Here is a 16,884-nt window from a genome sequence, read left to right on the forward strand (position 1 = left end):
CATATGACATTTTTCACGATCCGGCTGCGCAGCCCTTGCCTGTCCAGCCTGCTGCTCGCAGTGCATACCTACCTCTGTCTGGCCGCCTGCATGGCCGCTCCGCTGCTCATCGGGCCTGCCGGGATGGATGCCATTAAGGGCAATAATGCGCGAAACGCACCGTTGCTCAAGCGCTGCGAAAAAGAGTTAGCGCATGCTGCCTCACCGGTTGCCGACTTTTCGCCGCCCCCCCACTACACGGATACCGGCTCGGTGATGACGGATATTTCCAAGCAGTTCGATAAAGATGGTGCGGTGGCCTACCGTGCCGGACTCTGCTTTGCGCTCACCCATCAGCCTCGCTTTGCTGCACAGACCACGCGCATACTGGATGCTTGGGCCACCACGCTGCAGACCGTCGGTTCCAAGCAGGGTGGCACCGAAATGAATTTCTTTATCCCGCAGATGGTGCTGGCCGCCGGCTTTGTGCGCGGCCACACAGACTGGGACGATCACGCATTCCGTGCATTGCTCGTTCAGCATGCCCTGCCGCACTCGCATGCCAGCTACAAAAACAATCACGCCAACTGGGGCATCTGGATGGAATCGGTGATTGCCGCCTATCTGGGCGACGAGACACTGCTCAACCGAAATCGCGATCGCTGGCTGACCCTGTTACCCCGCCAGATTGCCGACGATGGCAGCCTGCCACTGGAAATCTGTCGCAGCGATACCAACAACTATTGCGATGGCCCGCACAAAGGTAAAAGCGGCCTTGCCTACACGCATTACACGCTGTTACCCAGCGCGCTGGCAGCCCAGCTCTTCGCAACTGCAGGTCAACCCGTCTGGGATACCCCTGCCGGTACACTGCTGGGTCGCGCCTATGCCCGCGCCGCTAACTGGACCCTGCACCCGGAGACCTTTCCGTACTTCGAAGCCAATCAGGGTCAACTGAATGGCATTCGCAATGCAGCCTATTTTTCGCTCCTGCAACGCCATTACCCGAATGCGGAGGCCGCGCAGGTACTGAATTCAATGCAGTTGTCGCATAACGGACTGGAATTCGGGGTGTTGTTTGGGGAAATCGCCCAATAATTGTGGACACATTTCATGTCAATTAAGCTGCAAAAAAACCGATTCCCTCAATCATTCGCAACTCAGGAAAGTGCTCTGCCAGCTTGAGCGCCAAAGCAGGACTGGCAAAGAAATTCCCATTCCCCATAACCAATATGCGGTCACCTTCCAGATTCAAATCATGAATTTGATCCTGCTGAAAATATTGTCCCACTTCCACATTGAAATAGTCAGACCATGTCTTTCCGGTACCACGATGGAAGACGGTTACCGGATGCATCGTGATGCGTTGAATAGCAAGCGATTGCAGGTATTCAGCCAAGACCCGAGACATGACGAGGTAGTCAAATCCCGGCATGAACAAGGTCGGCTCTGCTCCGTCCACTAATTGGAAACGCCCATCAGCCAGCTTGAAAAGGCTTGGCGATGGGCGCTGAGTCTGGATGAAATAAGGAAGTGGCATGTATCGATTTATAAACAGTCATCAATCAACACATGCTATCACTCTAGTGCCTGATCAAATAATCAAACGCCGACAAACTCGCCTTCGCCCCTTCACCCATCGCAATGATGATCTGCTTGTAGGGCACAGTCGTGGCATCGCCTGCTGCGAAAATTCCGGGCACAGAGGTTTCGCCGCGATCGTTGATGATGATTTCGCCGCGCGGTGACAATTCGGCAGTGCCCTTCAAGAAATCGCTATTGGGCACGAGGCCGATCTGGACGAAGATGCCTTCGAGTTCGATGGCCTTATCTTCGCCGCTGACGCGATCCTTGTAGCGCAGTCCGTTCACCTTTTGACCATCACCTGTCACTTCAGTGGTCTGGGCGTTCATGATGGTGGTCACGTTCGGCAGGCTCAGCAGCTTCTTTTGCAGCACGGCGTCGGCGCGCATGCTGTCGCCAAACTCCAGCAGGGTGACGTGGGCGACGATACCGGCGAGGTCAATCGCGGCTTCCACGCCGGAATTGCCACCACCAATCACGGCCACGCGCTTGCCCTTGAACAGCGGGCCATCGCAATGCGGGCAGAAGGCCACGCCACGGGTTTTGTATTCTTGCTCGCCCGGCACATTCATTTCGCGCCAGCGTGCGCCAGTGGCGACGATCAGCGCCTTGGCCTTGAGTGTGGCGCCGCTTTCAGTGATCACGGTATGCAGGCCGCCGGTTTGCGCAGCAGGTTCGATCTTGCTGACGCGCTGGCCGCTCATGATGTCGACTTCGTAATCCTTGACGTGCTGCTCCAGCGCCATGGCCAGTTTCGGGCCTTCGGTGGCCTTCACCGAGATGAAGTTCTCGATGCCGAGCGTATCGAGCACCTGACCACCAAATCGATCTGCGACCACGCCGGTGCGGATGCCTTTGCGTGCGGCATAAATCGCTGCAGATGCGCCGGACGGACCACCACCCACCACCAGCACGTCGAATGCATCCTTGGTCGACAGGGCGGCGGCTTCGCGTGCCGCTGCGCCGGTATCCACCTTGGCGAGTATCTCTTCGAGACTCATGCGGCCATTGCCGAAAGGCTGACCATTCAGATACACCGACGGCACGCCCATGATCTGGCGATCTTCGATTTCCTGCTGGAACAGACCGCCATCAATCATCGTGGCTTCGAAGGCCGGATTCAGCACGGCCATGGTGTTCAGCGCCTGTACCACGTCCGGGCAATTGTGGCAGGTCAGCGAAATAAAGGTCTCGAACTTGAATTCGCCGGAAATAGCGCGAATCTGCTCGATCTGGCTGGCATCCAGCTTGGGCGGATGGCCGCCGGTTTGCAGCAGCGCCAGCACAAGCGAAGTAAATTCGTGGCCCATCGGCAGACCGGCAAAATGAATGCGCGGCGTTTCACCGGTGCGGGCAATCGCGAAGGATGGACGGCGGCTATGCACGCCATCAAAACGGGCACTCACCAGCGGCGACAGTTGGGCGATTTCACCCAGCAATTCGCGCATATCAGCAGATGCAGCGGATTCATCGAGCGAGGCGATCAGTTCGATCGGCTGGCTGACGCGTTCGAGGTAGGCTTTGAGTTGGGCGGCAATGGATGAGTCGAGCATGATGGTTCTCCAGAACGAGCGGACCCGACGGCATGCGACGAGGCCGGTGTAGTATTTACCGATGTCGCAGAGAAGAATCGTCGCGATGCAACTGCTCTTCACTGGACACCGTCAGAATTGCCGCAGGGAAACAGGGCTGTCGCCCTGCGGCAGGAAATGCGTCAGGCAGATTAGATCTTGCCGACCAGGTCCAGCGACGGTGTCAGCGTCTTGGCACCTTCGTTCCACTTGGCCGGGCACACTTGACCCGGGTTGTTGGCAACGAACTGGGCAGCCTTCAGCTTACGCAGGGTTTCCTTCATGTCACGGGCAATGGCGTTGTCGTGCACTTCGGCAGTCTTGATCACCAGATCCGGATTGATCACGAAGGTGCCGCGCAGGGCCAGGCCGGCTTCTTCGATGTGTACGCCGAAAGCACGGGTCAGGGCGTGAGTCGGGTCACCCACCAGCGGGAACTTTGCCTTGCCCACTGCCGGGGAGGTTTCGTGCCACACCTTGTGCGAGAAATGGGTATCGGTGGTGACGATGTAGATTTCAGCGCCAGCCTTCTGGAATTCTGCGTATTGTTCAGCTGCATCTTCCACTTCGGTCGGGCAGTTGAATGTAAACGCAGCCGGCATGAACACCAGCACGGACCACTTGCCCTTCAGTGATGCTTCGGTCACTTCAACGAACTGACCATTGTGGAATGCCTGGGTCTTGAACGGTTGGACTTGGGTATTGATCAACGACATGGTGGTGCTCCTGTTGAGAAGTAAGTTGTCTACGGAATGCATAGTAGGCGCTACATCAAAATAGGTCTAATTGATTTTATTAAGCCAGTCGATAGCTAAAATTTTATGAAGGAAGTTACCTATCGTCAGGATAGATGACCCACTCGCCCTGGTAGGCAAATCGGGTCATCTCACTGGGTTTCAAGCACTCAATCTGCCGATGCAGCTTGCCAGCCACGACGCCATGCCAGCTGATACAGCATCGGCAACACCAGCAGGGTTAGCGCTGTAGACGACACAATCCCGCCAATGACCACGGTTGCCAGCGGCCGCTGCACTTCGGCACCTGTTCCGGTTGCCAGCGCCATCGGCACAAAGCCGAGCGACGCCACCAGCGCGGTCATCAGCACAGGTCGCAGTCGAGCCAGTGCGCCTTCGCGCACGGCGTCCGCAAGCGACATGCCCGCTTCGCCCAGGCTGCGTACATGCGAAATCATCACCAGCCCGTTCAGCACCGCCACGCCGGAGAGCGCAATCAGGCCAATGGCCGCCGAAATCGACCACGGCATATCGCGCAACCAGAGCGCCAGCACACCGCCGGTGAGTGCAAAGGGAATGCCTGTGAACACCAGCGCCCCATCCCGCATGCGACCGAACATGGCGTACAGCAGCACAAATACGGCCGCCAGCGCCGCCGGCACCACGATTTGCAGACGCTGCGAAGCCGATTGCAGGTTCTCGTACGTCCCGCCCCAGCTCAGCCAGTAGCCGGGCGGCAGGCTGACCTTATTCAGCGCACGCTGCGCATCCGCCACAAAGCTACCGATATCACGTCCGCGCACATTGGCACTCACCACCACGCGGCGTTTGCCTTGCTCGCGACTCACCTGATTGGGCCCCTGAGCTTGCTCGATGGTGGCAACTTCGCTCAGCGGAATAAAACGCGTCTGCTTGCCAACACCGTCGTGGCCGCCACCGGGTATGGCGATCGGCAGGCGACTCATGCGCTCGATATGGTTGCGATCTGCATCGGCCAGCCGCACGGTCAGCGTGACGCGCTTATCACCTTCCATCAGCACACCGGCGTCGCGGCCACCGTAAGCGGTTGCCACTGCCTCCTGAATATCCGCCACATTGAGCCCGTAGCGCGCTGCCTGCTGGCGATTGACCTGAACAGTGAGCATGGGCAGACCGGTGGTTTGTTCGACCGCCACTTCGGCCGCCCCCGGAATGCGGCGGATTGCATCGGCAATGGCGTCTGCCCGCGCATTGAGCACGTTCATATCATCACCAAACAGTTTCACCGCCACATCGCTACGCACGCCTGACAACAGCTCATTGAATCGCAACTGGATGGGCTGGGAAAACTCGTACTGGCTACCGGGTTGTTCCGCCACAAAATGCTGGATGTCCGCCAGCAAATCAGCACGTAACTTGCGCGGTGCGGGCCAGTCACTTTCCGGCTTCAGCATGATGTAGCCATCGGAGATACTCGGCGGCATCGGGTCTGACGCAATTTCTGCGGTGCCGGTACGGGCAAATACCCGTTCGATTTCGGGGAAACGCTGCTTCAAGGCAGCTTCCAGCCGCTGCTGCATGTCCAGCGATTGGGTCAAGCTCGTCCCGGGCAAACGCATCACCTGCAGCGCTATATCGCCCTCGTTGAGACTCGGCACAAACTCGCTGCCCATACGCGTCGCCAGCAAACCCGTCAGCGCGACCACCAGCCCGGCGCCGGTCAGCGTCACCGCCCTGGCATCCATCACCCGGTCGAGGATGCGTGCATAGGCCAGACGCAAGCGTGCCAGCCATTTCGCATCATGATCGCCCGCTGGCGCGCGCATCCAGATCGCCACGGCCGCCGGCACAAAGGTCAGCGACAGCACCATGGCGCCCGCCAGCGCCATCACCACGGTCAGCGCCATGGGATGGAACATTTTGCCTTCTACCCCCGACAGCGCAAAAATCGGCAGATACACCACCATGATGATGAGCTGGCCGTACACCAGCGCCCGTCGCGAAGCAGACGCTGCCGCAAATACCGTACGCAATCGCTCGTGACGACTCAATTCGCGTCCTGCCACCGCTTGTGCCTGCGCCAGCTGCAGCACGCAGTTTTCCACGATCACCACCGCGCCATCGACGATAATGCCGAAGTCGAGCGCCCCTAGACTCATTAGATTGGCGCTCACCTTGAACGTCGCCATGCCAGTCAGCGTAAACAGCATCGACAAGGGGATGATCAGGGCGGTAATCAGCGCCGCCCGCAGATTGCCGAGAAACACAAACAGCACCGCCACCACCAGCGCTGCGCCTTCGAGCAGATTCTTCTGCACGGTGGCAATCGCTTTATCGACCAGACGGGTGCGGTCATACACTGGCACAGCTTGCACCCCTTCAGGCAGCGTGCGGTTGATCTCGGTCATTTTGCGATTCACCGCCTGCGCCACGCGCTTGCTGTTTTCACCCATCAGCATGAACACTGTCCCCAGCACGATTTCGTGGCCATTGAGCGTGGCCGCGCCGCTGCGCAACTCGCGCCCAAGCCCCACGCTGGCCACATCCTGCACGCGAATCGGCACGTCGCCCGCCTGCTTGACGATCACGTTGCCGATATCCAGCGGTGATTGCAGCTGCCCCGGCGCACGGATGAGGAATTGCTCGCCCGTCCGCTCGATAAAGCCCGCGCCAGCCAGTCCGTTGTTGCGCTCGATGGCGGCGACAATCTCCTGCATAGTGATACCGAGTGCAGCCAGCTTTTCCGGCTGCGGTGCGATCTGGTATTCACGCCGGAAGCCGCCGATGGTGTTGATCTCGGTGACGCCGGGCACCGTGCGCAATTGCGGCTTGATGATCCAGTCCTGTATCTCGCGCAGATCGGTGGCGGAATAGGCGCTGCCATCCGGTTTGCGCGCATCAGGTCTGGCTTCCACCGTCCATAGATAGATCTCGCCTAAGCCGGTCGAGATCGGTCCCATGGCAGGCATCACACCTTTGGGCAGACGATCCCGCGCTTCCTGTAGTCGCTCGCTCACCAGCTGGCGGGCGCGATAGATATCGACGCCCTCTTTAAAAATCACGGTCACTTGCGACAGCCCATAGCGCGACAGCGAGCGCGTCATGTCCAGATCAGGCAAGCCGGCCATCACCGTTTCCAGCGGCCAGGTCACGCCCTGTTCGACCTCCAGCGGCGCGTAGCCAGGTACGGAAGTATTGATCTGTACCTGGACGTTGGTGATATCGGGCACCGCATCAATCGGCACGCGCTGAAAACTGTAGATGCCAATGGCAGCCATGATCAGGGTCGCCAGCATCACCCCCCAGCGTGTGTCGATCGCCAGTTGTATCAATCGGTTCAACATCATTGGCTCCTCTCAATGCGCGTGCGCCGCGCTGGATTTACCCAGCTCGGACTTCAACACAAAGCTGCCTGCTGCCGCATATGCCGCACCTGCCTGCAAGCCCGCCAGAATCTCTACCCGACCATTCGCACGGATACCCGGCTTGATCGTCTGAGCGATAAACCCGGTTTTAGTCCGCACAAACACCACCGACTGTTCACTCAGCTGATGCACCGCATCAGCCGCCACGGTAACAGGCCGGTTTCTCGTTTCACCCGCCACCTCAGCACTGACAAACAACCCCGGCCGCCAGTGCCCATCCGGGTTATCCAGCACGACACGGGCGATGGCCGTGCGCGATTGCTCGCCCACCAGCGCACCCACAAAGGTCACCCGTCCCTGTGCGTCAGCGGCCAGTCCACTGGCACGGATGCTGACCGGTGAACCTTCACGAATCAGCGCCAGATCCTTGGCTGCCACATTCAGCTCCACCCAGACTTGCTTCAGATCCGCCACCGTAAACGCTGCCGCATCCGCCTGAACCGCCTCGCCCGCGGATAGATGCTTTTCGATGACCGTACCGCTCATGGGCGCCCGCAAGGCCACTCGGCTCAGATCACCCGTGCGTCCCTCGTCCAGCCCCTGTGCGACCAGCTTTTGCAGCGCATTCTGCTGGGTGAGTTCGGCTTCGCGCAGCGCTTGGGACGCTTGCAGATAATCCTGCTCGGCAGACACGCCCTGCTCCCACAGTCGTTTCTCTCGGTCATGGGTGGTTCGGGCCAAAGCCAGCCGCTGCCGAGCTGTCCGCAACTCGCTGCGCAACTCAGCCACCTGCGGGCTGGTAATCACTGCCAGCACGTCACCCTGTTTGACCTGTTTGCCCAACGAGACCAGTACGCGTTCCACCACACCTCCTACACGCGGTACCACGTGCGCAGTACGATCGTCATTGAGACGGACTTCACCCGTCAGCGACACGGCATCAGCCATTTCCATGGCACGCGCCGTATCAAGCTGAATCGCATTGGCCTGAATATCCTGCGAGTTCATGGTCACGACCGAACCGGCTACCTCGTGCTCGTCCTCTGCTTCCGCCACGATTGCAGGCTTGCCCTTGAACACAATCCATCCGGCTAGCAGCAGGGCGACCACCAGCATCGCCACGATGATGCGTGCCTGTGTTTGATATTGATGCCAAAACAGTTTGATCGCGGTCATTGCGCCTGCTCCTGTTGATTGAGAACAGCCATTACCGCTGTCCAGCCTATGTGTTTGCTCATGTCTGCGAGTGCGCTGGCTTCGCTTTGCCAGGCTGCGAGGTAGCGCGATTGCGCCATCAGATACGTGCGCTGGCCATCCAGCACATCCAGTAATGAAAATTTGCCGAAGGTGTAGCCAGTCTGTGCGGCTTCCCATGCCTTGCGGGCTTCGGGCAGCACTACACGCCCGTACAGGATGCGTTCGGCACGAGCCTGACGGAGTGTTTCCCTGACACGTGCGACATCGGTGCGCAGACGTTTCTCCACCTGGCTTACTTGCTCGCGTGCCATGTCCTCCCGACGCATTGCCTCCAGCACATTGCCCTGACTACGGTCGAATACGGGCAAGGGCACCGATACCGACAGCAGCAGCTGATTGCGCTGTAGTTCGCCGCCGCGCTTCATACCGACGCCAACAGTAAGGTCAGGATTCGCTCGGGTGCGCTCCAAACGAGCCTGCGCCTGCCGCTGCTGCCACTCGGATTGTGCTGCGTGCAACGCAGGTGCGCTCGCAAGCCCAGAGAGAAATGCCTCACTCGATGGCACGTCAGCGTGCGTATCCGACCAGTCTGCGCTCGCGGCAAACTCGGCATCTGTCCGTCCGATCAGACGCGCCAGCTCCATCCTCGCCATGCGCCACTCGCTGTGCGCGCGCTGCCAGTCGGCCTCGATACTGGCAGCTTCGATCCGCGCTTTGCTGCCATCCACCGGCGAGACTTTACCTGCAGCAACGCGTCGATCAATCGCCTCCAGCGACTTGCGCACCAGCGTACGACTCTCCTCGGCGAGCGTCAGATGGGCTTGCGTTGCCAGCGTCGCAAAAAAGGCGCTGGCAACTTCACTTTCAACCTGTACAGTGCTCAACGCCAGATTGGCCTGCTGCACCGCCGCGCTGCGCTCGGCCAGCTGCATGCGTGCATCGCGCTTGCCACCTGTTTCGATGGGCAGATTGATCTGCACGCTCTGGGTGCGCGTGGCGGCGCGTGTATCTTCCTGCGTCCAGACCAGCTCCGGATTGGGACGCGCCTGGCTCTGCAGGCTGACACCTGCCTGCGCGGCCAGTGCAAGCCTGCCGACTTTCAGATCAGGATGCTGTTGATAGGCCTGGGCAAGTGCATCGGCCAGCGTGAGCAGCGGTAAAGATGTCCGTGCCGCATCAGACGTCGCAGGGACCGGCAAGGTTGGCAGAACATATCCGCCAGCGTCGGCCCAGCAAACAGGCGCGACAAATAGCGCACAGGCTAGACCCGTGCGGGCGCGGGCAAAGATGAACCCGCTTATTGTTGACATGAAAATTGTCATGTCTGTTCTCCGATTGAATGTGAATACACATCGGCGGAAAACAGGCATTCGACCCGGATCAATACGCGTGCAGCATCACGCCCGGTCAGGCGGATGAACCACAGTTGAATTCAGGGAGAGGAGATTGCCCGTTCCGCCGCTCAGCGGAGAACAGGCCAATTGGGGCGATCGATCGCGTCGCAAGGGGGAGGTGCTTGATACATGGTGTAGACCGGAAATTCACCGGGACACATCATGTCAGGCAGGGACTGCGGTACAAGCTCGTGAATCACCACCGCCATCACATGACAGGCCGCGCAATCGCCATCAATGACGTCAGTGACATTGAGTTGCTGAGCGGAAAGCTGACCCAGCGCATGCGGATCGGCATGATGCCCAAAATGGAGCGCTGATGCGCCAGACTCATGCTGACAATAGCGGCTCGCTGCGGCCCAGGTGAGCTGCAGCGGCATAAAGATCAGCAGGAAGATCAGAGTCCATTTGCGCATAGCAGACTGAGTATAGGGAGTGACTGGCGTACTGTCCATGTACGGCGCACATGTCCGGACAGACGCACCCCTTCTGCAAACTTGCTACAATCGCCGCCACCCAATATGACAGCGCAGCGACCCTCTGTTCAGAGACTGCGCCTCCCGAGGAACTCATCCGTGAAGCCAATTCCCATGCGTGCCGCCATGCTCGGTATGACCCTGATCGCAGCGAGCCTGAGTCGCATGCCCGCCCATGCCGCCGACATGCCGCCAGTCGCAGCAGTCCGTCCCGTTACAGCCAATTTCTACGGTACCGAGGTCGTTGACCGCTACCGTTATCTGGAAGACCTGCAATCGCCGGAAGTTAAAGCCTGGATGCAGGCACAAGCAGATTACACCCGCACCCTTCTCGACCAGTTGCCCGGCAAGGATGCGCTGGCCAAGCGCATCGAATCATTGATGAACAGCGATGTCAGTCGCAGCGGCCTGACCCGCCGGGGCGAGCGCTATTTCTATCTGCTGCATACGCCGGGCGCACAGCAGCCGCGCCTCTATTACCGCGACGGCCTGAGTGGTGAGGAGCATCTGCTGGTTGATCCCGATGCGCTCGGTAAAGGCAGCCCCAACCATTTCGCTCTGGATTTCTACCAACCCTCCGGCGATGGCAAGCTGGTCGCTTATGGATTATCGCAGGGCGGTTCCGAGCAAAGTACGCTGCACGTCATGGAGGTCAGCACGGGCAAGGTACTGGACGAAGCCATCGACCGGACAGCAAGCAGCGTGGTGGCCTGGCGTAGCGACAATCGCTCCTTTTTCTACATGCGATTCCCCAAGCCCGGCCCCAATACGCCGCCCGCCGAGATCCGCTACAACGCGCGCACCCACCTGCACATGGTCGGTAAACATGCCGATGGCGAGGCCGATCCGGCCGTATTCGGCCGCGGCGTGAATCCGCGTGTCGAGGTTCCGGAAGGCGAAGGTGCCTACATCCGCCTAGGCGTCGATTCGCGCTTCGCCATCGCCAAGGCCGACCACAATATGGATAGCAATCCCGGCACGCTGTATATCGCGCCGGTAGACAGCATCAAGGACAGCCGTACTCCCTGGCGTAAATGGGCCGACGCTGCCGATGGTGTGGTTCAATATGCGCTCAAGGGCGACAAGCTGTATTTCCTGACGCAGAAAGATGCGCCACGTTTCAAGCTGATGGTCACTTCCGCTAGCCGACCCGACATTCAGCATGCCAAGGTTGTAGTACCCGAAGGCGAAGGCGTCATCACCCACTTTTCGCTGGCGAAAGACGGCATTTATCTGCGGATTCGCGAAGGTGCACCATCATCCCTGTTCCGTGTCAGCGAATCGGGCGGACCACTCAAGCGCATTCCGCTGCCGTTCGAAGGCGCAGCCTTCGCCCCTGTAACCGATGCGCATAGCAATGGCGCGGTGTACACCCTGCAAAGCTGGGTACGCGCCCCGAAAATGTTTGCCTACGATCCTGCCAGCGATAGCAATCGCGATACCGGCATGCTGCCCGATTCCAGCGTCGATACCTCGGCCTATGAATCAAAAGAAGGCTTCGCCATTGGCCACGATGGCACACGCATTCCGCTGTCCATCATGTACAAGAAGGGCATCGCCCTCGATGGCAGCCATCCCACTATCCTGAGCGGATATGGCGGCTATGCGATTTCCCGCGAACCGGCATTCAGCGCTACCCGCCTGGCCTGGCTGGAGCGCGGCGGCATTCTCGCCGAAGCGCATATCCGGGGTGGCGGCGAATACGGCGAAGCCTGGCATCAGGCCGGCATGAAGCTCAACAAGCTGAATACGATTTTTGACTTTATCGCTTGCGGCCAGTATCTGGTGGATCAGCGCTACACCTCGCCGCAGTATCTGGCGGCTTCAGGCGGCAGCGCAGGCGGCATCACGGTTGGCCGCGCCATGACCTTCCGCCCGGATCTGTTCGCCGTCATTCTCGATTCGGTGGGCGTATCCGACACCTTGCGCTTCGAAACCGAACCGAATGGTCCGCCCAATGCGGTGGAAATGGGCAACACCAGCACAGAGCCCGGCTTCCGTGGCTTGTTTGCCATGAGCCCCTACCAGCATATCCGCGACGGGGTCGCCTATCCGTCCGTGCTGTTCATGACGGGAGCCAATGATCCCCGCGTCGCGCCATGGCATATGGCCAAGATGACCGCCCGCCTGCAGGCGGCCACCGGCAGTGCCAATCCGGTGCTGCTGCGTGTCGATTACCATGCCGGACACGGCATGGGTTCCAGTGCATCGCAGCGAGCGCACACTCTGGCGGATCAGTGGGCATTTGCGCTTTGGCGCTTCGGTGATGCTGCGTTCCAGCCAGCCCGGAAGTAAGCGGGTCTGAAACGACACAAGGCCGCGCGATGCGCGGCCTTGTTGTTTTGGCTCATGCAATCCGACATTCAGTCCTTGAATGGCTTCAGCTCACCCGGACGGCGCAGCATCTTGTTCACTTCATCCAGATGCATTTCCTCGTTGACGATCATCTCGCGGGCGTACTCTTCCAGCAGCACCGATTTGCCTTCCACCAGCTTCAGCAGCTCGTAATAATGGTTCAGCGCATTCTGCTCATGCGCCAGACTTTCGCGCAGTAAATCAGCAATATCGTGCTGCTCGGTTTCCAGCAAGGGCCCGATACCCAGCGACGGATGACCACCCATCTGTGTCACCAGTTCCCCGGCGCGCTGCGCGTGGTCGAGGCTTTCGGTGGCGTTGCCCTTCAGCCACGACACAATCGGAATCCGGCTAAAGCCATACACCATCAGCGAATAATGCGTGTAGCGCACCACGCCTGATAGCTCGGTTTCCATGATGGTGTTCAGTTTGTCGATCACTTCCTTGCGTTCTTTGTCTTTCAGCTTGGTCATGTCTGCGTCTCCCTGAAAAGGTGTGCTTACCAGTATTAACCAATCTGCTGCATTGTCCAATCACAAAAACAAACAGCCCTGCGCAAGCAGGGCTGTCAGCTGACAATCAATGGGTTATTTCTTCACATAAATCTGATCAAACACGCCACCATCTTCGAAATGCGTTTTCTGGGCCTTGCGCCAGCTACCGAATACTTCATCCACCGTAAACAGCTTCACGGTCGGGAACTGTGTGGCATATTTCTTGAAGACAGCCGGATCTTGCGGGCGCAGATAATTCTGTGCAGCAATTTCCTGACCTTCCGGTGTCCACAGGAACTTCAGGTAATCCTCAGCTACCTTGCGGGTGCCCTTCTTGTCGACCACGCTGTCCACAATTGACACCGGCAGTTCGGCCTTGATCGACTGCGACGGGTACACCACTTCGAACTGGCCACGACCAAATTCACGGGCGATCATTTCTGCTTCGTTTTCAAAGGTCAGCAGCACATCGCCCATCTGACGCTGGATAAAGGTTGTCGTAGCGGCACGGCCACCGGCGTCCAGTACTGGCACATTGCGGAACAATGCACCCACAAATTCGCGCGCCTTCTGCTCATTGCCACCGGCCTGTTTCAGGGCAAAACCCCACGCGGCCAGATAGCTGTAGCGGCCATTGCCCGATACCTTGGGATTGGGAATCACCACCTGCACACCCGGCTTGACCAGATCGCCCCAGTCCTTGATTTGCTTGGGATTCCCCTTGCGCACGATCAGCACCTGCAGGCTGGAAAACGGCTGGCTAGCATTCGGCAAGCGGGTCGCCCAGTTTTCCGGAATCAGCTTGGCCTTGTCGTACAGTACATCAATGTCCGGCGGCATATTCATGGTCACCACATCGGCCTGCAGTCCATCGATCACTGCGCGCGCCTGCTTGGTGCTACCACCATGTGACTGATTCACCGTCACATCCACGCCTTTGGCCTTTGCCGCCTTGATAAAGGCTGGATTCAAATCCTTGTAGAAATCGCGCATGACGTCATACGAGGCATTCAGCAGCTCGGTTCCGGCAGAGGCAGTCAGCGAGGCACCGGCAAACAGGGTGGCCAGCAAAACGCGGATGGATGGTTTCATGAAACACTCCGGCTCAGGATCATTTGAACAGCGCACAGCTTACAAGTGTCAGTTTATGCCGGAAAAGAATGCTTCGTTTGTGCTTTATGCATTTTCAGGACGAACGTCCCGCCCCAGCCATGCGCCGCCCAGAATCAGTCCAAGCGCAGACACGGTATAAATATTGAGCTTGCCGTTGGCAAACACCGCCAGCATCACCGTAGACAACACAGGCGTCAGATAGGCTAGCGTGCCGATGGTGCGCGCGTCACCACGCTTCAATGCCGCATCCCAGCAATAAAACGCGATCCCCATCGGTCCCAGCCCTAGCAATAGCACCATCCCCCACTGACTGATTGTCAGTGAGAACGCTGGCTCGATCAGCGCATGAGTCATCAGCGCCAGCACGCCGGACATCAGGCAGAATCCCCCCACCGCTGCCGATGGAAACGCAGGCAGACGTCTGGTCAGCAGTGAATACAGCGCCCACAGCACGGCTGCAGCCATCGCCAGCCCGTAACCTGCACCATACTGACCCGCAAAACCGAACTCGCCCTTCCCCAGCATCACCAGCGCACACCCCGCAAAGCCCGCTATCCCGCCTGCGATATGGCGCGCCTGCAGCCTCACGCCGCTCAGCACAAGCGGCGACAGCAGCACAATCAGCAGTGGCCACAGGTAATTGATGAGCATCGCATCCAGCGGCGGCGCGCTGCGCAGTGCCAGAAACAGGCACAGGTGATACCCGAAAATCCCGCCTGTCCCCACGGCAAATGTGCGCACCGGCACCCGCCACGCGCGCCAGCTTGGCAAGCAGGTCAGGCTGCCCACGCACAAGGTCAGCCCTAGCAGCAAAAAGGGCGGCACGCTGGCCAGATGCACGGTCAGCGCGGCCAGCGACCCCCATTGCAAGATGGCGGCGAGGGCGAGGAGGTTGGGGTGGCGGTTCATACGTATCCTGCAAACAAAATCAATGTTGTCAAAAGACCAGTATCGCAAGTCTACCGTGATGCCCTTATCTCTGCGTGTTGCAATGAAATGCTATAGTCGCGGCCGCATAAATACATCCACTCTCATCCTTTTCATTCAATTTCATTATTTATATTGCAGGATAAATATGGATCAAGCTATTTATCACGTGAGCTATGCCACTTTGGCATGTTTGATTGCACTATCATTCAACGCTATCGACAAACGAATATCATTGATCAGCGCATCATACTTCTCGTTATTTATCGGACTTGATGCAGTTATTACTAACCTGCCCAATATCATTCCTGCGTGTGTACTCTGGCATGGCGATTGGAATTGGAGTGGTAAGCTCTACAGCCTCATCTGGTCTATTCTTGCGCTTCGGGTATTCGGACTATCTGCAGTATCTGCAGGATTAACATTCAGGCAACGCAATATCCGAGCAAGCCTGATCACACTGGCGATCTCGGTGCCGTGGGGGCTCAGCCTTGGCTGGCTATTTAACCCGAGCAGGTCACTGGAAACATTGATATTTCAAGCTACCATGCCCGGTATTGCTGAAGAAATTGCACTAAGGGGTATTGCGCCAGCGTTGCTACTTGGGCTGTTTAGACAACATGATCCAAGCGATAAAATGCCATGGATCGCAATTCTTATCAGTGCAATCATGTTCGGATGCTGGCATGCACTTGGGTATGCAAATGGATCATTCTCATTCGAGATCATGGCATTTGCATTTACCACGATTGGGAGCATTCCATTGGGCTGGTTGCGATTCAAGAGCGGCAGTGTCCTTTTTCCCATTCTCGTTCACGGGACGGCCACTGTTGCCTTCCACCTCGCACCGATGCTGAAAAGTTAATTTAGATTTACCGCCCCATCATTCTCAGCCTCGCCACCGCTGAACCCGAGAGACGCGCAGCAACCAGCAACGTGTCTTTTGGGTAAAGTGCCTTGCCGCGCCAAATCGTCTCCTCTTAACCACACTTAAGTGGTACAAGCCCCGCACTGGTATTAGGGTTCACCCTCATACATCTTCATTCAAGCAATCTGCTAATACAGCCATCCCTTGTTAGCACCGCGTTTCCCGCGCTTCCTGTCCTTGCCAAGCTGCAAAATCTAACAGGTTCTCTCATGAGGGCTGTCTCGCCATAGTGTGCGGGCATCCGCTGCATACACCGTATGCGCCGTGATGTGGTGGGTGACGTCGGTCATACAAGGTACCGAACTCAGTCACCTGCTCTCTACATTGAACTCACCAAAAGGAGATAACGACATGGATCGCCAAATCGACACCATGATTGAAGCCACCGACGCAAAGCCGGTTGAACTGAACGAAGACCAACTGGAAACCACCGGCGGCCGTCCGTGCAGCTGGACCTGCGCCTGGACCTGCGGCTGGACTTCCCTGTCGCAAGAATAAGGCACGGAAAACGACCAGCATTTATGCTGGTCGTTTTTTTTCGCCGCATTTTCATTGGAATAGCTGGGAACTGACATGAACCAAGATTCAAAACTCGATTCCATGCTCAGCACAACCGAAATCAAGCCAATCGAGCTGAATGAGGACGAGCTGGAATCCACAGGTGGTCTGCCGTGCTTGTGGTCTTGCTGGTGGACGTGCTGGTGGACAGGTGATGAGCAGCAGTTTTAATTAACTGCCGCAGGCATCCTGGTACATGCGGGATGCCGCTCCCCCTCCAGACGCGTGCA

At 58.2% G+C, this 16,884-nt stretch carries 15 protein-coding genes; 5 read left to right on the forward strand and 10 right to left on the reverse strand.

Going from position 1 to position 16,884, the window contains the following annotated elements:
* The first annotated feature begins 3 nt into the window (after positions 1-3).
* Positions 4-1,077: an alginate lyase family protein gene (locus tag KSF73_06595; protein MBV1775381.1), complete on the forward strand. Its 1,074-nt coding sequence runs from the start codon at positions 4-6 to the stop codon at positions 1,075-1,077.
* A 22-nt stretch (positions 1,078-1,099) separates the two neighbouring features.
* On the opposite strand, the gene KSF73_06600 is transcribed toward KSF73_06595, so the two are convergent.
* The 7 genes from KSF73_06600 to KSF73_06630 form a co-directional block, all read right to left on the reverse strand.
* Entirely contained in the window at positions 1,100-1,519 is a 420-nt protein-coding gene (locus KSF73_06600; protein MBV1775382.1) for a hypothetical protein, read from the reverse strand.
* Between the two features lie 43 nt (positions 1,520-1,562).
* Complete coding sequence (gene ahpF / locus KSF73_06605; GenBank protein MBV1775383.1) at positions 1,563-3,116, reverse strand: alkyl hydroperoxide reductase subunit F; 1,554 nt, start codon at positions 3,114-3,116, stop codon at positions 1,563-1,565.
* Between the two features lie 170 nt (positions 3,117-3,286).
* Complete coding sequence (ahpC, locus tag KSF73_06610) at positions 3,287-3,850, reverse strand: peroxiredoxin (GenBank protein MBV1775384.1); 564 nt, start codon at positions 3,848-3,850, stop codon at positions 3,287-3,289.
* A gap of 188 nt (positions 3,851-4,038) precedes the next feature.
* Positions 4,039-7,191, reverse strand: coding sequence for a CusA/CzcA family heavy metal efflux RND transporter (locus KSF73_06615; protein MBV1775385.1), 3,153 nt, complete (start codon positions 7,189-7,191; stop codon positions 4,039-4,041).
* Between the two features lie 12 nt (positions 7,192-7,203).
* Complete coding sequence (locus KSF73_06620) at positions 7,204-8,388, reverse strand: efflux RND transporter periplasmic adaptor subunit (GenBank protein MBV1775386.1); 1,185 nt, start codon at positions 8,386-8,388, stop codon at positions 7,204-7,206.
* Positions 8,385-9,731, reverse strand: coding sequence for a TolC family protein (locus KSF73_06625; GenBank protein MBV1775387.1), 1,347 nt, complete (start codon positions 9,729-9,731; stop codon positions 8,385-8,387). The genes KSF73_06620 and KSF73_06625 overlap by 4 nt, the downstream gene beginning before the upstream one ends.
* A gap of 140 nt (positions 9,732-9,871) precedes the next feature.
* Positions 9,872-10,219: a hypothetical protein gene (locus KSF73_06630; protein ID MBV1775388.1), complete on the reverse strand. Its 348-nt coding sequence runs from the start codon at positions 10,217-10,219 to the stop codon at positions 9,872-9,874.
* A 159-nt stretch (positions 10,220-10,378) separates the two neighbouring features.
* Between KSF73_06630 and KSF73_06635 the strand changes: the two genes are divergently transcribed.
* A complete protein-coding gene (locus tag KSF73_06635) occupies positions 10,379-12,574 on the forward strand; it encodes a prolyl oligopeptidase family serine peptidase (protein ID MBV1775389.1) in 2,196 nt (731 codons plus the stop codon).
* Between the two features lie 68 nt (positions 12,575-12,642).
* On the opposite strand, the gene KSF73_06640 is transcribed toward KSF73_06635, so the two are convergent.
* The 3 genes from KSF73_06640 to KSF73_06650 all read right to left on the reverse strand — a co-directional run bounded on the left by KSF73_06640 (position 12,643) and on the right by KSF73_06650 (position 15,150).
* Entirely contained in the window at positions 12,643-13,098 is a 456-nt protein-coding gene (locus KSF73_06640; protein ID MBV1775390.1) for a bacterioferritin, read from the reverse strand.
* A gap of 123 nt (positions 13,099-13,221) precedes the next feature.
* Positions 13,222-14,220 carry a sulfate ABC transporter substrate-binding protein gene (locus tag KSF73_06645; GenBank protein MBV1775391.1) on the reverse strand — a complete coding sequence of 333 codons (999 nt, stop codon included), beginning with the start codon at positions 14,218-14,220 and terminating at the stop codon, positions 13,222-13,224.
* Between the two features lie 84 nt (positions 14,221-14,304).
* Positions 14,305-15,150, reverse strand: a complete 846-nt coding sequence (locus tag KSF73_06650) for an EamA family transporter (GenBank protein ID MBV1775392.1) — start codon at positions 15,148-15,150, stop codon at positions 14,305-14,307.
* Between the two features lie 166 nt (positions 15,151-15,316).
* Between KSF73_06650 and KSF73_06655 the strand changes: the two genes are divergently transcribed.
* The 3 genes from KSF73_06655 (at position 15,317) to KSF73_06665 (ending at position 16,825) form a co-directional block, all read left to right on the forward strand.
* Complete coding sequence (locus tag KSF73_06655; protein MBV1775393.1) at positions 15,317-16,033, forward strand: CPBP family intramembrane metalloprotease; 717 nt, start codon at positions 15,317-15,319, stop codon at positions 16,031-16,033.
* Between the two features lie 414 nt (positions 16,034-16,447).
* Entirely contained in the window at positions 16,448-16,594 is a 147-nt protein-coding gene (locus KSF73_06660) for a hypothetical protein (GenBank protein MBV1775394.1), read from the forward strand.
* A gap of 75 nt (positions 16,595-16,669) precedes the next feature.
* Positions 16,670-16,825: a hypothetical protein gene (locus KSF73_06665; protein MBV1775395.1), complete on the forward strand. Its 156-nt coding sequence runs from the start codon at positions 16,670-16,672 to the stop codon at positions 16,823-16,825.
* Positions 16,826-16,884: the final 59 nt, after the last annotated feature.

The organism is Burkholderiaceae bacterium DAT-1 (genome assembly GCA_019084025.1).
Taxonomy (GTDB): Bacteria; Pseudomonadota; Gammaproteobacteria; order Burkholderiales; family Chitinimonadaceae; genus DAT-1.